The 17,107-nt window shown below is 53.2% G+C and carries 14 protein-coding genes and 2 tRNA genes; 15 read left to right on the top strand and 1 reads right to left on the bottom strand.

Annotated features, from left to right (window positions below):
• Positions 1-61 precede the first annotated feature (61 nt).
• The 4 genes from folP (at position 62) to AB6731_RS16440 (ending at position 2,892) form a co-directional block, all read left to right on the top strand.
• Entirely contained in the window at positions 62-910 is an 849-nt protein-coding gene (folP, locus tag AB6731_RS16455) for a dihydropteroate synthase (protein ID WP_040018747.1), read from the top strand.
• Positions 903-2,240, top strand: coding sequence for a phosphoglucosamine mutase (gene glmM, locus AB6731_RS16450; protein ID WP_014171789.1), 1,338 nt, complete (start codon positions 903-905; stop codon positions 2,238-2,240). The genes folP and glmM overlap by 8 nt, the downstream gene beginning before the upstream one ends.
• A gap of 223 nt (positions 2,241-2,463) precedes the next feature.
• The gene (gene secG, locus AB6731_RS16445; RefSeq protein ID WP_020883537.1) at positions 2,464-2,796 is read left to right on the top strand and encodes a preprotein translocase subunit SecG; all 333 of its coding nucleotides are present in this window, start codon (positions 2,464-2,466) and stop codon (positions 2,794-2,796) included.
• A 9-nt stretch (positions 2,797-2,805) separates the two neighbouring features.
• A tRNA-Leu gene (locus tag AB6731_RS16440) sits at positions 2,806-2,892 on the top strand.
• Between the two features lie 165 nt (positions 2,893-3,057).
• Here the strand turns inward: AB6731_RS16440 and argG are convergent.
• On the bottom strand, positions 3,058-4,404 hold the full coding sequence (argG, locus tag AB6731_RS16435; protein ID WP_020883538.1) for an argininosuccinate synthase: 1,347 nt from the start codon (positions 4,402-4,404) through the stop codon (positions 3,058-3,060).
• 287 nt (positions 4,405-4,691) lie between these two features.
• On the opposite strand from argG, the gene AB6731_RS16430 reads away from it, so the two are divergent.
• From AB6731_RS16430 to AB6731_RS16380, 11 genes are all read left to right on the top strand, one after another.
• Positions 4,692-4,768: transfer RNA gene (locus tag AB6731_RS16430), tRNA-Met, on the top strand.
• 207 nt (positions 4,769-4,975) lie between these two features.
• Complete coding sequence (gene rimP, locus AB6731_RS16425) at positions 4,976-5,428, top strand: ribosome maturation factor RimP (protein ID WP_014833432.1); 453 nt, start codon at positions 4,976-4,978, stop codon at positions 5,426-5,428.
• 28 nt (positions 5,429-5,456) lie between these two features.
• Positions 5,457-6,959 carry a transcription termination factor NusA gene (nusA, locus tag AB6731_RS16420; RefSeq protein ID WP_014171785.1) on the top strand — a complete coding sequence of 501 codons (1,503 nt, stop codon included), beginning with the start codon at positions 5,457-5,459 and terminating at the stop codon, positions 6,957-6,959.
• A gap of 24 nt (positions 6,960-6,983) precedes the next feature.
• Complete coding sequence (gene infB / locus AB6731_RS16415) at positions 6,984-9,671, top strand: translation initiation factor IF-2 (protein ID WP_014171784.1); 2,688 nt, start codon at positions 6,984-6,986, stop codon at positions 9,669-9,671.
• Between the two features lie 88 nt (positions 9,672-9,759).
• Complete coding sequence (gene rbfA / locus AB6731_RS16410; protein ID WP_014171783.1) at positions 9,760-10,164, top strand: 30S ribosome-binding factor RbfA; 405 nt, start codon at positions 9,760-9,762, stop codon at positions 10,162-10,164.
• Entirely contained in the window at positions 10,164-11,114 is a 951-nt protein-coding gene (gene truB / locus AB6731_RS16405; RefSeq protein ID WP_014171782.1) for a tRNA pseudouridine(55) synthase TruB, read from the top strand. The genes rbfA and truB overlap by 1 nt, the downstream gene beginning before the upstream one ends.
• Before the next feature lie 155 nt (positions 11,115-11,269).
• Positions 11,270-11,539, top strand: a complete 270-nt coding sequence (gene rpsO / locus AB6731_RS16400; protein WP_013098914.1) for a 30S ribosomal protein S15 — start codon at positions 11,270-11,272, stop codon at positions 11,537-11,539.
• A 242-nt stretch (positions 11,540-11,781) separates the two neighbouring features.
• The gene (pnp, locus tag AB6731_RS16395) at positions 11,782-13,920 is read left to right on the top strand and encodes a polyribonucleotide nucleotidyltransferase (protein ID WP_014171780.1); all 2,139 of its coding nucleotides are present in this window, start codon (positions 11,782-11,784) and stop codon (positions 13,918-13,920) included.
• A gap of 108 nt (positions 13,921-14,028) precedes the next feature.
• Complete coding sequence (gene nlpI / locus AB6731_RS16390; RefSeq protein WP_013098912.1) at positions 14,029-14,913, top strand: lipoprotein NlpI; 885 nt, start codon at positions 14,029-14,031, stop codon at positions 14,911-14,913.
• A 107-nt stretch (positions 14,914-15,020) separates the two neighbouring features.
• On the top strand, positions 15,021-15,101 hold the full coding sequence (gene yrbN, locus AB6731_RS16385; protein ID WP_100122156.1) for a protein YrbN: 81 nt from the start codon (positions 15,021-15,023) through the stop codon (positions 15,099-15,101).
• Positions 15,094-16,998: a DEAD/DEAH family ATP-dependent RNA helicase gene (locus AB6731_RS16380; RefSeq protein WP_020883539.1), complete on the top strand. Its 1,905-nt coding sequence runs from the start codon at positions 15,094-15,096 to the stop codon at positions 16,996-16,998. The genes yrbN and AB6731_RS16380 overlap by 8 nt, the downstream gene beginning before the upstream one ends.
• Positions 16,999-17,107 lie beyond the last annotated feature (109 nt).

Below are 17,107 nucleotides of genomic sequence, written 5' to 3'. Positions count from 1 at the left end.
CTGGAGCTTGCTCCGGGGTTTTTCTTTTCTGTAAAACCATATTGATACCAGGGATTTGACCATGAAACTATTCGCCCAGGACTCGCATCTCGATCTCTCACATCCGCATGTGATGGGTATCCTGAATGTCACGCCTGACTCCTTCTCTGACGGCGGCACGCATAACACGCTTATCGAGGCTGTGAAGCACGCAAATTTGATGATTAACGCGGGCGCCACCATCATTGACGTAGGCGGGGAATCGACGCGCCCTGGGGCGGCAGACGTTTCGGTGGAAGAAGAACTGGCGCGCGTGGTGCCTGTGGTTGAAGCTATCGCACAGCGGTTCGAAGTGTGGATCTCCGTCGATACGTCTAAACCTGAAGTGATCCGTGAAGTCGCGAGAGTGGGTGCTCACATCATCAATGATATTCGCTCGCTGACGGAGCCTGGCGCACTGGAGGCGGCCGCGGAGACCGGGCTACCGGTTTGCCTGATGCACATGCAAGGACAGCCGAAAACCATGCAGGAAGCGCCAAAGTATGACGATGTTTATGCCGACGTAAATTGCTTCTTTATTGAGCATATTGCACGTTGTGAACGTGCGGGTATCGCAAAAGAGAAATTGCTGCTCGACCCGGGGTTCGGTTTCGGTAAAAATCTCTCTCACAATTATGAGCTGCTTGCGCGCTTATCGGAATTCCATCATTTCGACCTGCCATTGCTGGTTGGTATGTCGAGAAAGTCGATGATTGGTCAGTTACTGAATGTAGGGCCGAGCGAACGTCTGAGCGGAAGCCTGGCCTGCGCTGTAATTGCGGCGATGCAGGGCGCGCACATTATTCGTGTCCATGACGTTAAAGAAACAGTAGAAGCCATGCGTGTAGTGGAAGCTACACTGGCAGCGAAGGAAAACAAACGCTATGAGTAATCGTAAATATTTTGGTACCGATGGTATTCGTGGGCGCGTGGGTGATGCGCCAATCACCCCTGATTTTGTACTGAAACTGGGCTGGGCAGCGGGTAAAGTCCTTGCGCGTCATGGCTCCCGTAAAATCATCATTGGTAAAGATACCCGTATCTCCGGGTATATGCTGGAGTCAGCGCTGGAGGCCGGTCTGGCTGCCGCGGGGCTTTCCGCTTCCTTCACTGGCCCAATGCCAACGCCTGCTGTGGCATATCTGACGCGTACTTTCCGTGCTGAAGCAGGGATTGTGATTTCGGCCTCGCATAACCCGTTTTATGACAACGGCATTAAATTCTTCTCCATCGACGGCACTAAGCTGCCGGATGAAGTGGAAGAGGCGATCGAAGCGGAGATGGAAAAAGAGATCACCTGTGTCGACTCCGCCGAGCTGGGTAAAGCGAACCGCATTGTCGATGCCGCGGGTCGTTACATCGAATTCTGCAAAGGTACTTTCCCGAATGAACTGAGCCTGGCCCATCTTAAAATTGTGGTGGACTGCGCCAACGGTGCGACCTATCACATTGCGCCGAATGTTTTCCGCGAACTGGGTGCGAACGTGATTACCATCGGCTGTGAGCCTGATGGCCTGAATATTAACGAACAGGTGGGTGCGACTGACGTTCGTGCTCTGCAGGCGCGCGTTCTGGCGGAAAAAGCCGATCTGGGCATCGCACTGGATGGCGACGGCGATCGCGTGATCATGGTCGATCACGAAGGTAATAAGGTCGACGGCGACCAGATCCTCTATATCATTGCGCGTGAAGGTCTGCGTCAGGGCCAGTTGCGCGGCGGTGCAGTAGGCACGCTGATGAGCAACATGGGTCTGGAGCTGGCGCTGAAACAGCTGGGTATTCCGTTTGTCCGTGCAAAAGTGGGCGACCGCTATGTGCTGGAAAAACTGCAGGAAAAAGGCTGGCGCATCGGGGCTGAAAACTCAGGCCACGTGATCCTGCTGGATAAAACCACCACCGGAGACGGTATCGTCGCTGCGCTGCAGGTTGTTGCCGCCATGGCGCGCAACCATATGAGCCTGCACGATCTCTGCAGCGGCATGAAAATGTTCCCGCAGATCCTGGTGAATGTGCGTTTCACCGCCGGTAAAGGCGACCCGCTGGAAAATGAAAATGTGAAAGCGGTGATGGCTGACGTTGAAGCCGCGCTGGGCAACCGTGGGCGTGTGCTGCTGCGTAAGTCTGGAACTGAACCGCTGATCCGCGTAATGGTGGAAGGCGAAGACGAGGCGCAGGTGAATGAATTTGCGCACCGTATTGCGGATGCCGTAAAAGCTGCATAGTTTTTCACGTTAAGTGATTAAAAAGGCGGCGCTTGCCGCCTTTGTTTTGAGCAATTGATGGCTTTTTGCTGTTTTTTTCCGCAGTTGATACAATGCGTCAAAATTGCCCTTGCGAAGCACATTCGCTTTGGTTAGTATTCACACCCGCTTCAGTGGGAAACAAAAATCCTGCTAATTGGTCGAAGCATTGGTATGCGGCAAATCCGCAAGGAACAGGTTGATTATGTACGAAGCTCTTTTAGTTATTTTCCTTATTGTAGCCATCGCTCTCGTAGCGCTGATCATGCTGCAGCAAGGTAAAGGCGCTGATATGGGAGCCTCCTTCGGAGCAGGCGCTTCCGGTACGCTGTTCGGTTCAAGTGGTTCTGCGAACTTCATGACCCGCACAACGGCGATTCTGGCTACGCTGTTCTTCATCATCAGTCTGGCGCTTGGCAATATCAACAGCAACAAGACCAGCAAAGGAAGCGAGTGGGAAAATCTGAGTGCGCCAGCGAAAACTGAGCAGACTCAGCCAGCTGCACCGGCTAAGCCGACCAGCGATATCCCGCACTAAGTATTCAGTACCGAGGTGGTGGAATTGGTAGACACGCTACCTTGAGGTGGTAGTGCCCTAACGGGCTTGTGGGTTCGAGTCCCATCCTCGGTACCAATATTCCAGAAGAAAGACGTCGAAAGACGTCTTTTTTTTTGTCTGTAGATTTCGTCTGTAGAAGGAGCGTTTTCGTCGGCGGGTACGTTCGTGCCAGCGGGACCGGTTCTGCAGCGATCGTAAAAAAGGCGCCCACTGGGCGCCTTTTGCATTTCTGCGTAAGCCTTACTTCTTAACGCTGTGCTCCAGGTTTTCAACCTGCGGCAGGCCATTACCGGCGCTTGCGGAGAGCAGGCCATTCTCAACGTAGTTGAACAGCTTCTCACGGGTATCGGTGATGTCCAGGTTACGCATGGTCAGCTGGCCAATACGATCGTCCGGAGAGAACACGGATTCACCTTTCTCCATGGTCAGACGCTCTGCTTTATAAGTCAGGTTGTCGGACACGGTGTTGAGAATCGAGTAGTCATTCCCGCGACGCAGCTCCAGCGTCACTTCGCCGGTGATCGCGCTTGCCACCCAACGTTGCAGTGCATCACGCAGCATCAGGGCCTGTGGGTCGAACCAACGGCCCTGGTACAGCAGTTTACCCAGCTGACGACCATGAGAGTGATACTGCTCGATGGTGTCTTCGTTGTGAATACCGGTCAGCAGACGCTCATAAGCAATGTGCAGCAGCGCCATCCCAGGGGCTTCATAGATGCCACGGCTTTTTGCTTCGATAATACGGTTTTCTATTTGATCGCTCATGCCCAGACCGTGACGGCCACCGATACGGTTAGCTTCCAGCATCAGTTCCACATCGTCAGAGAAGGTCTTGCCGTTCAGGGCAACCGGATGGCCGCGCTCGAAACGCACGGTAACTTCTTCCGCCTGGATTTTGACGTTTTCGTCCCAGAACTTCACACCCATGATCGGGTTAACGATCTTCACGCTGGAGTTCAGGAATTCCAGGTCCTTCGCTTCGTGCGTCGCACCCAGCATATTGGAATCGGTAGAGTAGGCTTTCTCAACGGACATCTTATAGTCGAAGCCACAGGCGATCATAAACTCGGACATTTCATGACGGCCGCCCAGCTCGTCGATAAAGTCGGTATCGAGCCACGGTTTATAAATCTGCAGCTCGGCGTTGGTCAGCAGGCCATAACGATAGAAACGTTCGATATCGTTTCCTTTATACGTACTGCCATCACCCCAGATGTTTACGCCATCTTCTTTCATGGCGGCAACCAGCATGGTACCGGTCACTGCACGGCCCAGCGGGGTGGTATTGAAATAGGTCAGGCCGCCGGTAGTATTATGGAAAGCACCACACTGAATAGCAGCAATACCTTCAGCGACCAGTTGCTTACGGCAGTCAATCAGGCGCGCGTTCTCTGCGCCATACTCTTTAGCGCGACGAGGGATTGCATCATAATCGTCCTCATCCGGCTGACCCAGGTTCGCAGTATATGCATACGGAACCGCTCCCTTCTGGCGCATCCACAGCAGTGCAGCGCTGGTATCCAGGCCGCCTGAAAAAGCGATGCCAATACGTTGTCCTACCGGAAGATGCTTGAGAATCGTCGTCATAAAATAAAACCCTGCTTGATTGACTGATTAAGAGACCGCTTTCGCTCTCGATGCATGTTTATGCAAAATAAGTGAGTATTCATTTAATCATCTTTTGTCGATGACCGGAAGAGACTCGTGCGTTTTTTGTAAAATTTTCCCTTTGTTTGACCTGGCGGAAACTGGCTTGACAGGTGGGGTTCACTATCAATATACTAAACGCCGATTTTACGTCCCGTCTTCGGTACCAAATCCCAGCATTATTTGCAAATTCTCTCCAAAACGCGTAGAATTTGCCACGTTTCAGGCGCGGGGTGGAGCAGCCTGGTAGCTCGTCGGGCTCATAACCCGAAGGTCGTCGGTTCAAATCCGGCCCCCGCAACCACTTTCCCATAAAGTTCTTTTTCAAATATACTGTGAAGACTTAGAGCCTTCGTAGCTGGATTTGAAAAAATTCTTTCGGAGAGTGCTCCAGGCCGCAGTTGCGGCTATAGGGTTCAGTTATCTAAAGCCCCGATTTATCGGGGTTTTTTGTTATCTGACTACAGAATAACTGGGCTTTACGCCCTTTTTTTATGTCTTGGGGGTGGGCTTGTCCACATTAGAGCAAAAATTAACAGAGATGATTACTGCACCGGTCGAAGCACTGGGCTACGAACTGGTCGGCATCGAATTCGTTCGCGGCCGTACATCGACGCTGCGCATCTATATTGATAGTGAAGATGGCATCAATGTTGATGATTGTGCTGATGTTAGCCACCAGGTGAGTGCGGTTCTTGATGTTGAAGACCCGATTACCGTTGCGTACAACCTGGAAGTTTCCTCACCCGGCCTCGATCGCCCGATGTTCACGGCCGAGCACTATGTGCGCTTTACCGGTGAAGAAGTGGCTCTCGTTCTGCGTATGGCCGTACAGAACCGCCGTAAATGGCAGGGAATTATCAAAGCCGTTGATGGTGAAATGATCACGGTTACAGTCGAAGGCAAAGATGAAGTGTTCGCGCTGAGTAATATCCAGAAGGCGAACCTGGTTCCCCACTTTTAACAGTCTGGATTGAGGTGAAAAGCCCGCGATGAACAAAGAAATTTTGGCTGTTGTTGAAGCCGTCTCCAACGAGAAATCACTGCCGCGTGAGAAGATTTTCGAAGCGCTGGAAAGTGCACTGGCTACAGCAACCAAGAAAAAATACGAACAAGAGATCGATGTTCGCGTAGAAATCGATCGTAAAAGCGGTGACTTCGATACATTCCGTCGTTGGGTAATCGTTGAAGAGGTGACCCAGCCGACGAAAGAGATCACCCTGGAAGCGGCGCGTTTTGAAGACGAAAGCCTGAACGTGGGTGACTATGTTGAAGATCAGATTGAATCTGTCACCTTCGACCGTATCACCACGCAAACCGCAAAACAGGTTATCGTCCAGAAAGTCCGTGAAGCTGAGCGCGCGCTGGTTGTCGATCAGTTCCGCGATCAGGAAGGTGAGATCATTACCGGCGTGGTGAAGAAAGTAAACCGCGACAACATCTCTCTGGAAATCAAATCTGAAGGGCTGCCAGGTAACGCTGAAGCCGTTATCCTGCGTGAAGACATGCTGCCGCGTGAAAACTTCCGCCCGGGTGACCGTATTCGTGGCGTTCTGTATGCCGTACGCCCTGAAGCGCGTGGTGCACAGCTGTTTGTGACCCGTTCCAAGCCAGAGATGCTGATTGAACTGTTCCGTATCGAAGTACCGGAAATCGGCGAAGAAGTTATCGAGATTAAAGCGGCTGCCCGCGATCCGGGTTCACGCGCGAAAATCGCGGTGAAAACCAACGACAAGCGTATCGACCCGGTCGGTGCTTGCGTAGGTATGCGCGGTGCGCGTGTTCAGGCGGTTTCTACCGAACTGGGCGGCGAGCGTATCGATATCGTCCTGTGGGACGACAACCCGGCGCAATTCGTGATTAACGCAATGGCTCCGGCGGATGTGGCGTCTATCGTTGTTGACGAAGACAAACACACCATGGATATCGCTGTTGAAGCGGGCAACCTGGCGCAGGCAATCGGCCGTAACGGTCAGAACGTACGCCTGGCGTCACAGCTGAGCGGCTGGGAACTCAACGTAATGACCGTTGATGACCTGCAGGCTAAGCATCAGGCTGAAGCCCATGCGGCGATCGATACCTTCACGAAATACCTGGATATTGACGAAGATTTCGCCACTGTTCTGGTTGAAGAAGGTTTCTCTACCCTTGAAGAACTGGCCTATGTGCCAATGAAAGAGCTGCTGGAAATCGACGGTCTTGATGAAGCCACCGTTGAAGCCCTGCGTGAACGCGCTAAAAACGCACTGACCACCCTGGCACTGGCTCAGGAAGAAAGCCTTGGCGATAAGAAGCCGGCTGATGACCTGCTGAATCTGGAAGGTCTTGATCGTGCGATTGCGTTCAAGCTGGCTGCCCGTGGTGTTTGTACGCTGGAAGATCTCGCTGAGCAAGGCGTTGATGACCTGGCCGATATCGAAGGTTTAACCGACGAGAAAGCCGGCGAACTCATCATGGCCGCACGTAATATTTGCTGGTTCGGCGACGAAGCGTAATAAACTGTAGCAGGAAGGAACAGCATGACTGATGTAACTGTAAAATCGCTGGCTGCCGAGATTCAGACCTCCGTGGACCGCCTGGTACAGCAATTTGCTGATGCAGGGATCCCGAAGTCCGCTGATGACTCGGTGAACGCGCAAGAAAAACAAACCTTGTTAGCGCACCTGAACCGTGAACACGGTTCGACGCCTGACAAGCTGACGCTGCAGCGCAAAACGCGTAGCACGTTGAATATCCCTGGTACCGGTGGTAAAAGCAAATCGGTACAAATTGAAGTCCGCAAGACACGCACCTTTGTAAAACGTGATCCGCAAGAGGCAGAACGCCTTGCTGCGGAAGAGCAGGCACAGCGTGAAGCGGAAGAACAAGCTCAGCGTGAGGCAGAAGCGACTGCCAAACGTGAAGCAGAATTAAAAGCTGAACGTGAGGCCGCAGAAAAAGCGAAACGCGACGCAAGTGATAAAGTGAAGCGTGAAGCTGCGGAAAAAGACAAAGTGAGCAATCAACAGACCGACGAAATGACAAAAACCGCCCAGGCTGAAAAAGCCCGCCGTGAAAATGAAGCTGCCGAGCTGAAGCGTAAAGCGGAAGAAGAAGCTCGCCGCAAGCTTGAAGAAGAAGCTCGCCGTGTAGCTGAAGAAGCGCGCCGTATGGCTGAAGAAAACGAGAAGAACGGTGTGAACCCTGCTGAAGCGTCTGAAGACACCAGCGATTATCACGTCACCACTTCTCAGCATGCGCGCCAGGCAGAAGACGATAACGACCGTGAAGTTGAAGGTGGTCGTGGCCGTACTCGCAGCACCAAAGCTGCTCGCCCAGCCAAAAAAGGCAACAAGCACGCTGAATCTAAAGCTGACCGTGAAGAAGCTCGTGCAGCGATCCGCGGTGGTAAAGGCGGCAAGCGTAAAGGTTCCGCACTGCAGCAGGGCTTCCAGAAGCCAGCTCAGGCTGTTAACCGTGACGTAGTGATTGGTGAAACCATCACCGTTGGCGATCTGGCCAACAAAATGGCGGTTAAAGGCTCTCAGGTCATCAAAGCGATGATGAAACTGGGCGCAATGGCCACCATCAACCAGGTTATCGACCAGGAAACTGCGCAACTGGTAGCCGAAGAGATGGGCCACAAAGTTATCCTGCGTCGTGAAAACGAGCTGGAAGAAGCAGTAATGAGCGACCGTGACACCGGTGCAGCGGCAGAACCGCGCGCGCCTGTAGTGACCATCATGGGTCACGTTGACCACGGTAAAACCTCTCTGCTCGACTACATTCGTTCGACGAAAGTGGCCTCCGGTGAAGCGGGTGGTATTACCCAGCACATCGGTGCGTACCACGTAGAAACCGACAACGGCATGATCACCTTCTTGGATACCCCAGGCCACGCAGCGTTTACCTCTATGCGTGCTCGTGGTGCTCAGGCAACGGATATCGTTGTACTGGTTGTTGCTGCAGATGACGGCGTGATGCCACAGACCATTGAAGCTATCCAGCACGCGAAAGCGGCGCAGGTGCCTCTGGTGGTTGCAGTGAACAAGATCGATAAGCCAGAAGCTGACATGGATCGCGTTAAAAACGAACTCTCCCAGTACGGTGTTATGCCGGAAGAGTGGGGCGGTGAAGCGCAGTTCATCCCAGTATCTGCGAAAGCCGGTACCGGTATCGACGACCTGCTGAACGCTATCCTGCTGCAGGCTGAAGTTCTGGAGCTGAAAGCGGTTCGTAAAGGTATGGCGAGCGGCGCGGTTATCGAATCCTTCCTGGATAAAGGTCGTGGTCCGGTTGCAACCGTTCTGGTTCGTGAAGGTACGCTGCATAAAGGCGATATCGTCCTGTGTGGTTTCGAATACGGTCGTGTTCGTGCGATGCGTAACGAACTGGGCCAGGAAGTTCTGGAAGCAGGTCCGTCCATTCCAGTGGAAATCCTGGGCCTGTCCGGTGTGCCGGCTGCGGGCGATGAAGTGACCGTCGTACGTGACGAGAAGAAAGCGCGCGAAGTTGCACTGTATCGTCAGGGCAAATTCCGTGAAGTTAAACTGGCTCGTCAGCAGAAATCTAAACTCGAGAACATGTTTGCGAACATGACCGAAGGCGAAGTTCACGAAGTGAACATCGTTCTGAAAGCCGACGTTCAGGGTTCTGTGGAAGCGATCTCCGACTCCTTGCTGAAACTGTCTACTGACGAAGTTAAAGTGAAGATCATCGGTTCTGGCGTAGGGGGTATCACCGAAACCGACGCCACCCTGGCTGCTGCATCCAATGCAATCCTGGTTGGCTTCAACGTACGTGCTGACGCGTCTGCACGTAAAGTGATTGATGCTGAAAGCCTGGATCTGCGTTACTACTCCGTCATCTATAACCTGATCGACGAAGTGAAAGCAGCGATGAGCGGCATGCTGTCTCCAGAGCTGAAACAGCAGATCATCGGTCTGGCTGAAGTGCGTGACGTGTTCAAATCACCGAAATTTGGTGCGATCGCGGGCTGTATGGTTACCGAAGGTATCATCAAACGTCACAACCCAATCCGCGTACTGCGTGACAACGTGGTTATCTACGAAGGCGAGCTGGAATCCCTGCGCCGCTTCAAAGATGACGTTAACGAAGTCCGTAACGGCATGGAATGTGGTATCGGCGTGAAGAACTACAACGACGTTCGCGTTGGCGACATGATCGAAGTGTTCGAGATCATCGAAATTCAGCGTACGATTGCTTAATCATCGATGCAGGCCGGGTAAGCAAAGCGCCACCCGGTAATAATTTTAAAAGGGGCTTTTTGCCCCTTTTTTGTCTGGAGAATTTATTATGGCGAAAGAATTTGGTCGCCCGCAGCGCGTAGCGCAAGAAATGCAGAAAGAGATCGCCCTCATCCTGCAACGTGAAATTAAAGATCCACGCGTGGGTGTGATGACCACCGTGTCCGGCGTGGAAATGTCCCGCGACCTGGCGTATGCCAAAGTGTTCGTGACCTTCCTGAACGATCAGGACGAAGCCGCGGTTAAAAACGGCATTAAAGCGCTGCAGGAAGCCTCTGGTTACATCCGCTCTCTGCTCGGCAAAGCGATGCGTCTGCGTATCGTGCCTGAGCTGACCTTCTTCTACGACAACTCTCTGGTCGAAGGTATGCGCATGTCTAACCTGGTGACCAGCGTGGTGAAACATGACGACGAACGTCGTGTTAACCCAACGGACGACAGCAAGGAGGACTAATGAGTCGTCCTCGTCGTCGCGGTCGCGACGTGCATGGTGTGCTGCTGCTGGATAAACCCCAGGGCGCTTCCAGCAACGACGTGCTGCAAAAAGTTAAGCGTATTTTTAACGCCAACCGTGCGGGCCACACGGGCGCGCTCGATCCGCTGGCGACCGGCATGCTGCCGATCTGCCTGGGGGAAGCGACAAAGTTTTCCCAGTACCTGCTGGACTCCGATAAGCGCTATCGGGTCATCGCCCGATTAGGCCAGCGCACGGACACCTCCGATGCCGATGGTCAGGTGGTAGAAGAGCGTCCGGTGACCTTCAGCGCGGAGCAACTTGATGCCGCGCTGGAAAGTTTCCGTGGCGACACGCTGCAGGTACCGTCAATGTATTCGGCGCTGAAGTACCAGGGTAAGAAACTGTACGAATATGCGCGCCAGGGCATTGATGTTCCTCGTGAACCCCGTCCGATTACCGTGTACGAACTGCTCTTTATTCGTCACGAAGGCGATGAGCTGGAGCTGGAAGTTCACTGTTCGAAAGGCACCTATATTCGTACCATCATTGACGACCTGGGTGAAAAGTTGGGCTGCGGTGCGCACGTGATTTACCTGCGTCGCCTGGCTGTCAGCACGTACCCGGTTGAGCGAATGGTGACCCTTGAACATCTGCGCGAGTTGGTTGAGCAGGCGGAAGCGCAGGAGATTGCGCCTGCCGATTTGCTCGATCCGCTGCTGATGCCAATGGACAGCCCGGCGGCCGATTTCCCGGTTGTTAATCTTCCTTTAACATCCTCCGTTTACTTTAAGAACGGAAACCCGGTTCGTACCACCAGTGCTCCTTCTGAAGGTCTGGTACGCGTGACCGAGGGGGATGAAGGTAAGTTTATCGGCATGGGTGAAATGGATGGCGAAGGGCGCGTCGCGCCGCGTCGCCTGGTCGTTGAGTATCCGGTTGAAGCCTGATAGCGATAACGGCTCGCCTTGCGATAAGCAGGGGAGACGAGTAGAATATCGCGGCTTAACGTTCGGCAAATTGTTTAACATATTGCGGGACGTATACTGGGATTGCTGAATTAGAGATCGGCATCCTTACATTCTTTATATTCTGGAGTTTGAAAATGTCTCTAAGCGTTGAAGCTAAAGCTAAAATCGTTTCTGAGTTTGGTCGTGGTACTAACGACAGCGGTTCTACCGAAGTTCAGGTTGCACTGCTGACTGCACAGATTAACCACCTGCAGGGTCACTTTGCAGAGCACAAAAAAGATCACCACAGCCGTCGTGGTCTGCTGCGTATGGTTTCTCAGCGTCGTAAACTGCTCGACTACCTGAAACGTAAAGATGTTGCACGTTACTCCGCGCTGATCGAGCGTCTGGGTCTGCGTCGCTAAGTCTTGCGAGTTTCAGAAAAGGGGGCCTGATGGCCCCTTTTTTCAACCAGACGGCAGCAATTCACTGGAAACTATTGTATTGTTGCTATAAATGATCTTCATTGCAGAGGTTCGCGCGGCTAATGAGAGGCTTCACCCATGGGGGTGTTGGTTGTCATTAGTCGCGAGGATGCGAAGAAGGTCGGGTTAAATCGTCAGCACACCGGTGGTGTGCTGTCATACATTTAAGAAAGGACAGAACTTTGCTGAATCCGATCGTTCGTAAATTCCAGTATGGTCAACACACCGTCACGCTGGAAACCGGCATGATGGCACGTCAGGCTACTGCTGCCGTTATGGTAAGCATGGATGACACTGCGGTATTCGTAACCGTAGTTGGCCAGAAAAAAGCAAAACCAGGTCAGGACTTCTTCCCACTGACCGTTAACTACCAGGAGCGTACCTACGCTGCCGGTAAAATTCCGGGTGGCTTCTTCCGTCGTGAAGGCCGTCCAAGCGAAGGCGAAACCCTGATTGCGCGTCTGATTGACCGCCCGGTTCGTCCGCTGTTCCCGGAAGGCTTCGTGAACGAAGTGCAGGTTATCGCGACCGTTGTTTCCGTTAACCCACAGGTTAACCCGGATATCGTTGCGATGATCGGTGCTTCCGCGGCCCTGTCACTGTCTGGTATTCCATTCAATGGCCCAATCGGTGCTGCACGCGTTGGTTACATCAACGACCAGTACGTGCTGAACCCAACGCAGGAAGAGCTGAAAGAAAGTAAGCTGGACCTGGTTGTTGCTGGTACTGAAGCGGCTGTGCTGATGGTTGAATCCGAAGCGGAACTGCTGAGCGAAGACCAGATGCTGGGCGCGGTGGTCTTTGGCCACGATCAGCAGCAGATCGTTATTCAGAACATCAACGATCTGGTTAAAGAAGCGGGCAAACCACGTTGGGACTGGCAGCCTGAAGCCGTCAACGACGCGCTGAATGCACGCGTTGCTGCGCTGGCTGAATCTCGTCTGAGCGATGCTTATCGCATCACCGACAAACAGGAGCGTTATGCTCAGGTTGACGTGATCAAAGACGAAACTATCGCAACGCTGATTGCTGAAGACGAAACGCTGGATGCTAACGAGCTGAGCGAAATTCTGCATGCTATCGAGAAAAACGTGGTTCGTAGCCGCGTCCTGGCGGGTGAGCCGCGTATCGATGGCCGCGAAAAAGACATGATCCGTGGTCTGGACGTGCGTACTGGCGTTCTGCCACGTACTCACGGTTCTGCACTGTTCACCCGTGGCGAAACGCAGGCGCTGGTTACCGCGACCCTGGGGACAGCACGTGACGCGCAGAACATCGACGAACTGATGGGCGAGCGTACTGACAGCTTCCTGTTCCACTACAACTTCCCTCCATACTCCGTAGGTGAAACCGGTATGGTGGGTTCGCCTAAGCGTCGTGAAATTGGTCACGGTCGTCTGGCGAAGCGTGGTGTGCTGGCAGTGATGCCGGATGCTGACAAATTCCCGTACACCGTTCGTGTGGTTTCTGAAATCACCGAATCTAACGGTTCTTCTTCCATGGCTTCCGTGTGTGGCGCATCTCTGGCGCTGATGGATGCAGGCGTGCCAATCAAAGCCGCCGTTGCGGGTATCGCAATGGGCCTGGTGAAAGAAGGCGAGAACTTTGTTGTTCTGTCTGACATTCTGGGCGACGAAGACCACCTGGGCGATATGGACTTCAAAGTTGCGGGTTCCCGCGACGGTATCTCTGCGCTGCAGATGGATATCAAAATTGAAGGTATCACCAAAGAGATCATGCAGGTTGCGCTGAACCAGGCTAAAGGTGCTCGTCTGCACATCCTGGGCGTGATGGAACAGGCGATCAACGCGCCACGTGGCGACATTTCTCAGTTCGCTCCGCGTATCCACACCATCAAGATCAATCCAGACAAGATCAAAGATGTTATCGGTAAGGGCGGTTCCGTTATCCGTGCTCTGACCGAAGAGACTGGCACCACTATCGAAATCGAAGATGACGGTACGGTGAAAATTGCAGCGACCGACGGCGAGAAAGCGAAATTCGCTATTCGTCGCATCGAAGAAATTACTGCAGAAATCGAAGTGGGCCGTATCTACAATGGTAAAGTGACCCGTATCGTTGACTTTGGCGCGTTCGTTGCCATCGGTGGCGGTAAAGAAGGTCTGGTTCACATCTCTCAAATCGCTGACAAGCGCGTTGAGAAAGTGACCGATTACCTGCAGATGGGTCAGGAAGTCCCGGTTAAAGTTCTGGAAGTTGACCGCCAGGGCCGTATCCGTCTGAGCATTAAAGAAGCAACCGAGCAGTCTCAGCCGGCTGCTGCGCCAGAAGCATCGGCAGCAGAACAGCAAGGCGAGTAAGTTGCATTTGCCCTCCGCTTCGGCGGAGGGCCTATTATCAGGCAGGACGCCTTGTTAAGCCGCCGGGGGACAGGACGTTCATCCAATAGTTGTCTTCGGGAGTGGGAAATGAAGCCTTTTTTGCGCTGGTGTTTCGTTGCGACAGCTTTAACGCTGGCAGGATGCAGCAACTCTGCCTGGCGTAAGAGCGAAGTCCTCGCAGTGCCATTGCAACCGACTTTGCAGCAGGAAGTGATTCTGGCACGCATGGAACAAATTCTTGCCAGTCGGGCTTTAACCGATGACGAACGCGCACAGCTTTTATATGAGCGCGGAGTGTTGTATGATAGTCTCGGTCTGAGGGCATTAGCGCGGAATGATTTTTCACAAGCGCTGGCAATCCGACCTGATATGCCTGAAGTATTCAATTACTTAGGCATTTATTTAACGCAGGCAGGCAATTTTGATGCTGCCTATGAAGCGTTTGATTCTGTACTTGAGCTTGATCCAACTTACAACTACGCGCACTTGAATCGCGGTATCGCCCTGTATTACGGCGGTCGTGACAAGTTAGCGCAAGATGATCTGCTGGCGTTTTATCAAGACGATCCTAATGATCCTTTCCGCAGTCTGTGGTTATACATCGTTGAGCAGAAGCTCGATGAGAAGCAGGCAAAAGAAGCACTGAAACAGCGCTTCGATAAATCGGACAAGGAACAGTGGGGATGGAACATTGTCGAGTTCTACCTGGGCAACATTAGCGAAGCAACGCTGATGGAACGCCTCAAGGCGGACGCAACGGATAACACCTCGCTCGCTGAGCATCTCAGTGAAACCAACTTCTATTTAGGTAAGTACTACCTAAGTCTGGGGGATAAGGACAGCGCTACGGCACTGTTCAAATTAGCGGTTGCTAACAACGTACACAACTTCGTTGAGCACCGTTATGCATTGTTGGAATTATCGCTCTTGGGCCAGGAGCAAGACGACCTGGCAGAATCGGACCAGCAATAGCTGACGACATAAACATCAGCCCGTAATCTTTTGATTGCCATCACCTTAACTGGTGAGGGCGTTGTTGTTCGTCAATACATCTACTTTGAGCCGGTTCACACTTTTCAATGAAAATTGCTAATCATTTTCACGATGAGCTAAGTAGACTGGCCGCCATTGACATTGAGGCACTCGTACTACATGGCTGAATTCGAAACCACTTTTGCAGATCTGGGCCTGAAGGCTCCTATCCTTGAAGCCCTTACCGATCTGGGTTACGAAAAACCATCTCCGATCCAGGCAGAATGTATCCCACATCTGTTGTCTGGTCGTGACGTGCTGGGCATGGCCCAGACTGGTAGCGGCAAAACCGCAGCGTTCTCGCTGCCGCTGCTGCACAACATCGATCCGGAACTGCGTGCACCGCAGATCCTCGTCCTGGCTCCAACCCGTGAACTGGCTGTTCAGGTTGCAGAAGCTATGACTGATTTCTCTAAACATATGCGCGGCGTAAACGTGGTGGCCCTTTACGGTGGCCAGCGTTATGACGTGCAGTTACGTGCCCTGCGCCAGGGTCCACAGATTGTTGTCGGTACGCCGGGCCGTCTGCTGGATCACCTGAAGCGCGGTACTCTTGACCTCTCTAAACTGAGCGGTCTGGTACTGGATGAAGCAGATGAAATGCTGCGTATGGGCTTCATCGAAGACGTAGAAACGATTATGGCGCAGATCCCGGAAGGTCATCAGACCGCTCTGTTCTCTGCAACCATGCCAGAAGCGATTCGTCGCATTACCCGCCGCTTCATGAAAGAGCCGCAGGAAGTGCGCATTCAGTCCAGCGTGACTACTCGCCCGGACATCAGCCAGAGCTACTGGTCTGTATACGGTATGCGTAAAAACGAAGCGCTGGTTCGCTTCCTGGAAGCGGAAGATTTTGATGCGGCGATTATCTTCGTTCGTACCAAAAACGCGACTCTGGAAGTGGCTGAAGCGCTGGAGCGTAGCGGCTACAACAGCGCAGCGCTGAACGGTGACATGAACCAGGCTCTGCGTGAGCAGACGCTGGAGCGCCTGAAAGACGGTCGTCTGGATATCCTGATTGCAACCGACGTGGCAGCACGTGGTCTGGACGTTGAGCGTATCAGCCTGGTTGTTAACTACGATATTCCAATGGACTCCGAATCCTACGTTCACCGTATCGGTCGTACCGGTCGTGCGGGTCGTGCAGGTCGTGCGCTGCTGTTCGTTGAGAACCGCGAGCGTCGTCTGCTGCGTAACATTGAACGCACCATGAAGCTGACCATTCCAGAAGCGGAACTGCCAAATGCAGAACTGCTGGGCAAACGCCGTCTGGAAAAATTCGCCGCGAAAGTACAGCAGCAGCTGGAAAGCAGCGACCTGGACCAGTATCGTGCACTGCTGGCACAGATTCAGCCTACCGCTGAAGGCGAAGAGCTGGATATGGAAACGCTGGCCGCAGCACTGCTGAAAATGGCACAGGGCGAACGTACCCTGATCGTGCCACCAGATGCACCGATGCGTCCTAAGCGTGAGTTCCGTGACCGTGACGAGCGTTTCGAACGTCGTGGCGACCGTAACGATCGTGGTCCACGTGCTGACCGTCCAGAGCGCAGTGGCGAAGAACGTCCACGTCGTGAGCGTCGTGACGCTGGCGAAATGGAACTGTACCGCATTGAAGTGGGCCGTGATGATGGTGTTGAAGTTCGTCATATCGTTGGCGCGATCGCTAACGAAGGCGACATCAGCAGCCGTTACATCGGTAACATCAAGCTGTTCGCATCTCACTCTACCATCGAGCTGCCAAAAGGCATGCCGGGCGAAGTACTGCAGCACTTTACTCGCACCCGCATCCTGAACAAGCCGATGAACATGCAGCTGATGGGCGATGCCCAGCCACGTACTGATCGTGGTGGCGAACGTCGTGGCGGTGGTCGTGGTTTCGGTGGCGAACGTCGTGAAGGCGGTCGTAGCGAAGGCAACCGCGCTGGCGCAGGCGAAGGTCGTCGTTTCTCTGGCGAGCGTCGCGAAAGCCGCGGCCCACGTCGTGAAGAAGGTACCGCTCGTCGTCGTTTCGGTGACGCGTAAGTCTTTCGTTTCTGACGTAAAGTAAACTATACAGCCCCGATAAACACTGTCGGGGCTTTTTTTATTCCTTTTGTACTCTTGTACTGGTACAGTGCTGCGCATTAACATG

Source organism: Enterobacter sp. RCC_40 (assembly GCF_041360735.1).
GTDB lineage: Bacteria > Pseudomonadota > Gammaproteobacteria > Enterobacterales > Enterobacteriaceae > Enterobacter > Enterobacter ludwigii.
The sequence above is the reverse complement of the archived record's forward strand: the minus strand, read 5'-3'. Positions and strand labels throughout refer to the sequence as shown.

Coding starts and splice junctions, on each gene's coding strand:
- folP (WP_040018747.1), top strand. CDS start 62: ATGAAACTATTCGCCCAGGACTCGCATCTCGATCTCTCACATCCGCAT.
- glmM (WP_014171789.1), top strand. CDS start 903: ATGAGTAATCGTAAATATTTTGGTACCGATGGTATTCGTGGGCGCGTG.
- secG (WP_020883537.1), top strand. CDS start 2,464: ATGTACGAAGCTCTTTTAGTTATTTTCCTTATTGTAGCCATCGCTCTC.
- argG (WP_020883538.1), bottom strand. CDS start 4,404: ATGACGACGATTCTCAAGCATCTTCCGGTAGGACAACGTATTGGCATC.
- nusA (WP_014171785.1), top strand. CDS start 5,457: ATGAACAAAGAAATTTTGGCTGTTGTTGAAGCCGTCTCCAACGAGAAA.
- infB (WP_014171784.1), top strand. CDS start 6,984: ATGACTGATGTAACTGTAAAATCGCTGGCTGCCGAGATTCAGACCTCC.
- rbfA (WP_014171783.1), top strand. CDS start 9,760: ATGGCGAAAGAATTTGGTCGCCCGCAGCGCGTAGCGCAAGAAATGCAG.
- truB (WP_014171782.1), top strand. CDS start 10,164: ATGAGTCGTCCTCGTCGTCGCGGTCGCGACGTGCATGGTGTGCTGCTG.
- rpsO (WP_013098914.1), top strand. CDS start 11,270: ATGTCTCTAAGCGTTGAAGCTAAAGCTAAAATCGTTTCTGAGTTTGGT.
- nlpI (WP_013098912.1), top strand. CDS start 14,029: ATGAAGCCTTTTTTGCGCTGGTGTTTCGTTGCGACAGCTTTAACGCTG.
- yrbN (WP_100122156.1), top strand. CDS start 15,021: ATGAAAATTGCTAATCATTTTCACGATGAGCTAAGTAGACTGGCCGCC.
- AB6731_RS16380 (WP_020883539.1), top strand. CDS start 15,094: ATGGCTGAATTCGAAACCACTTTTGCAGATCTGGGCCTGAAGGCTCCT.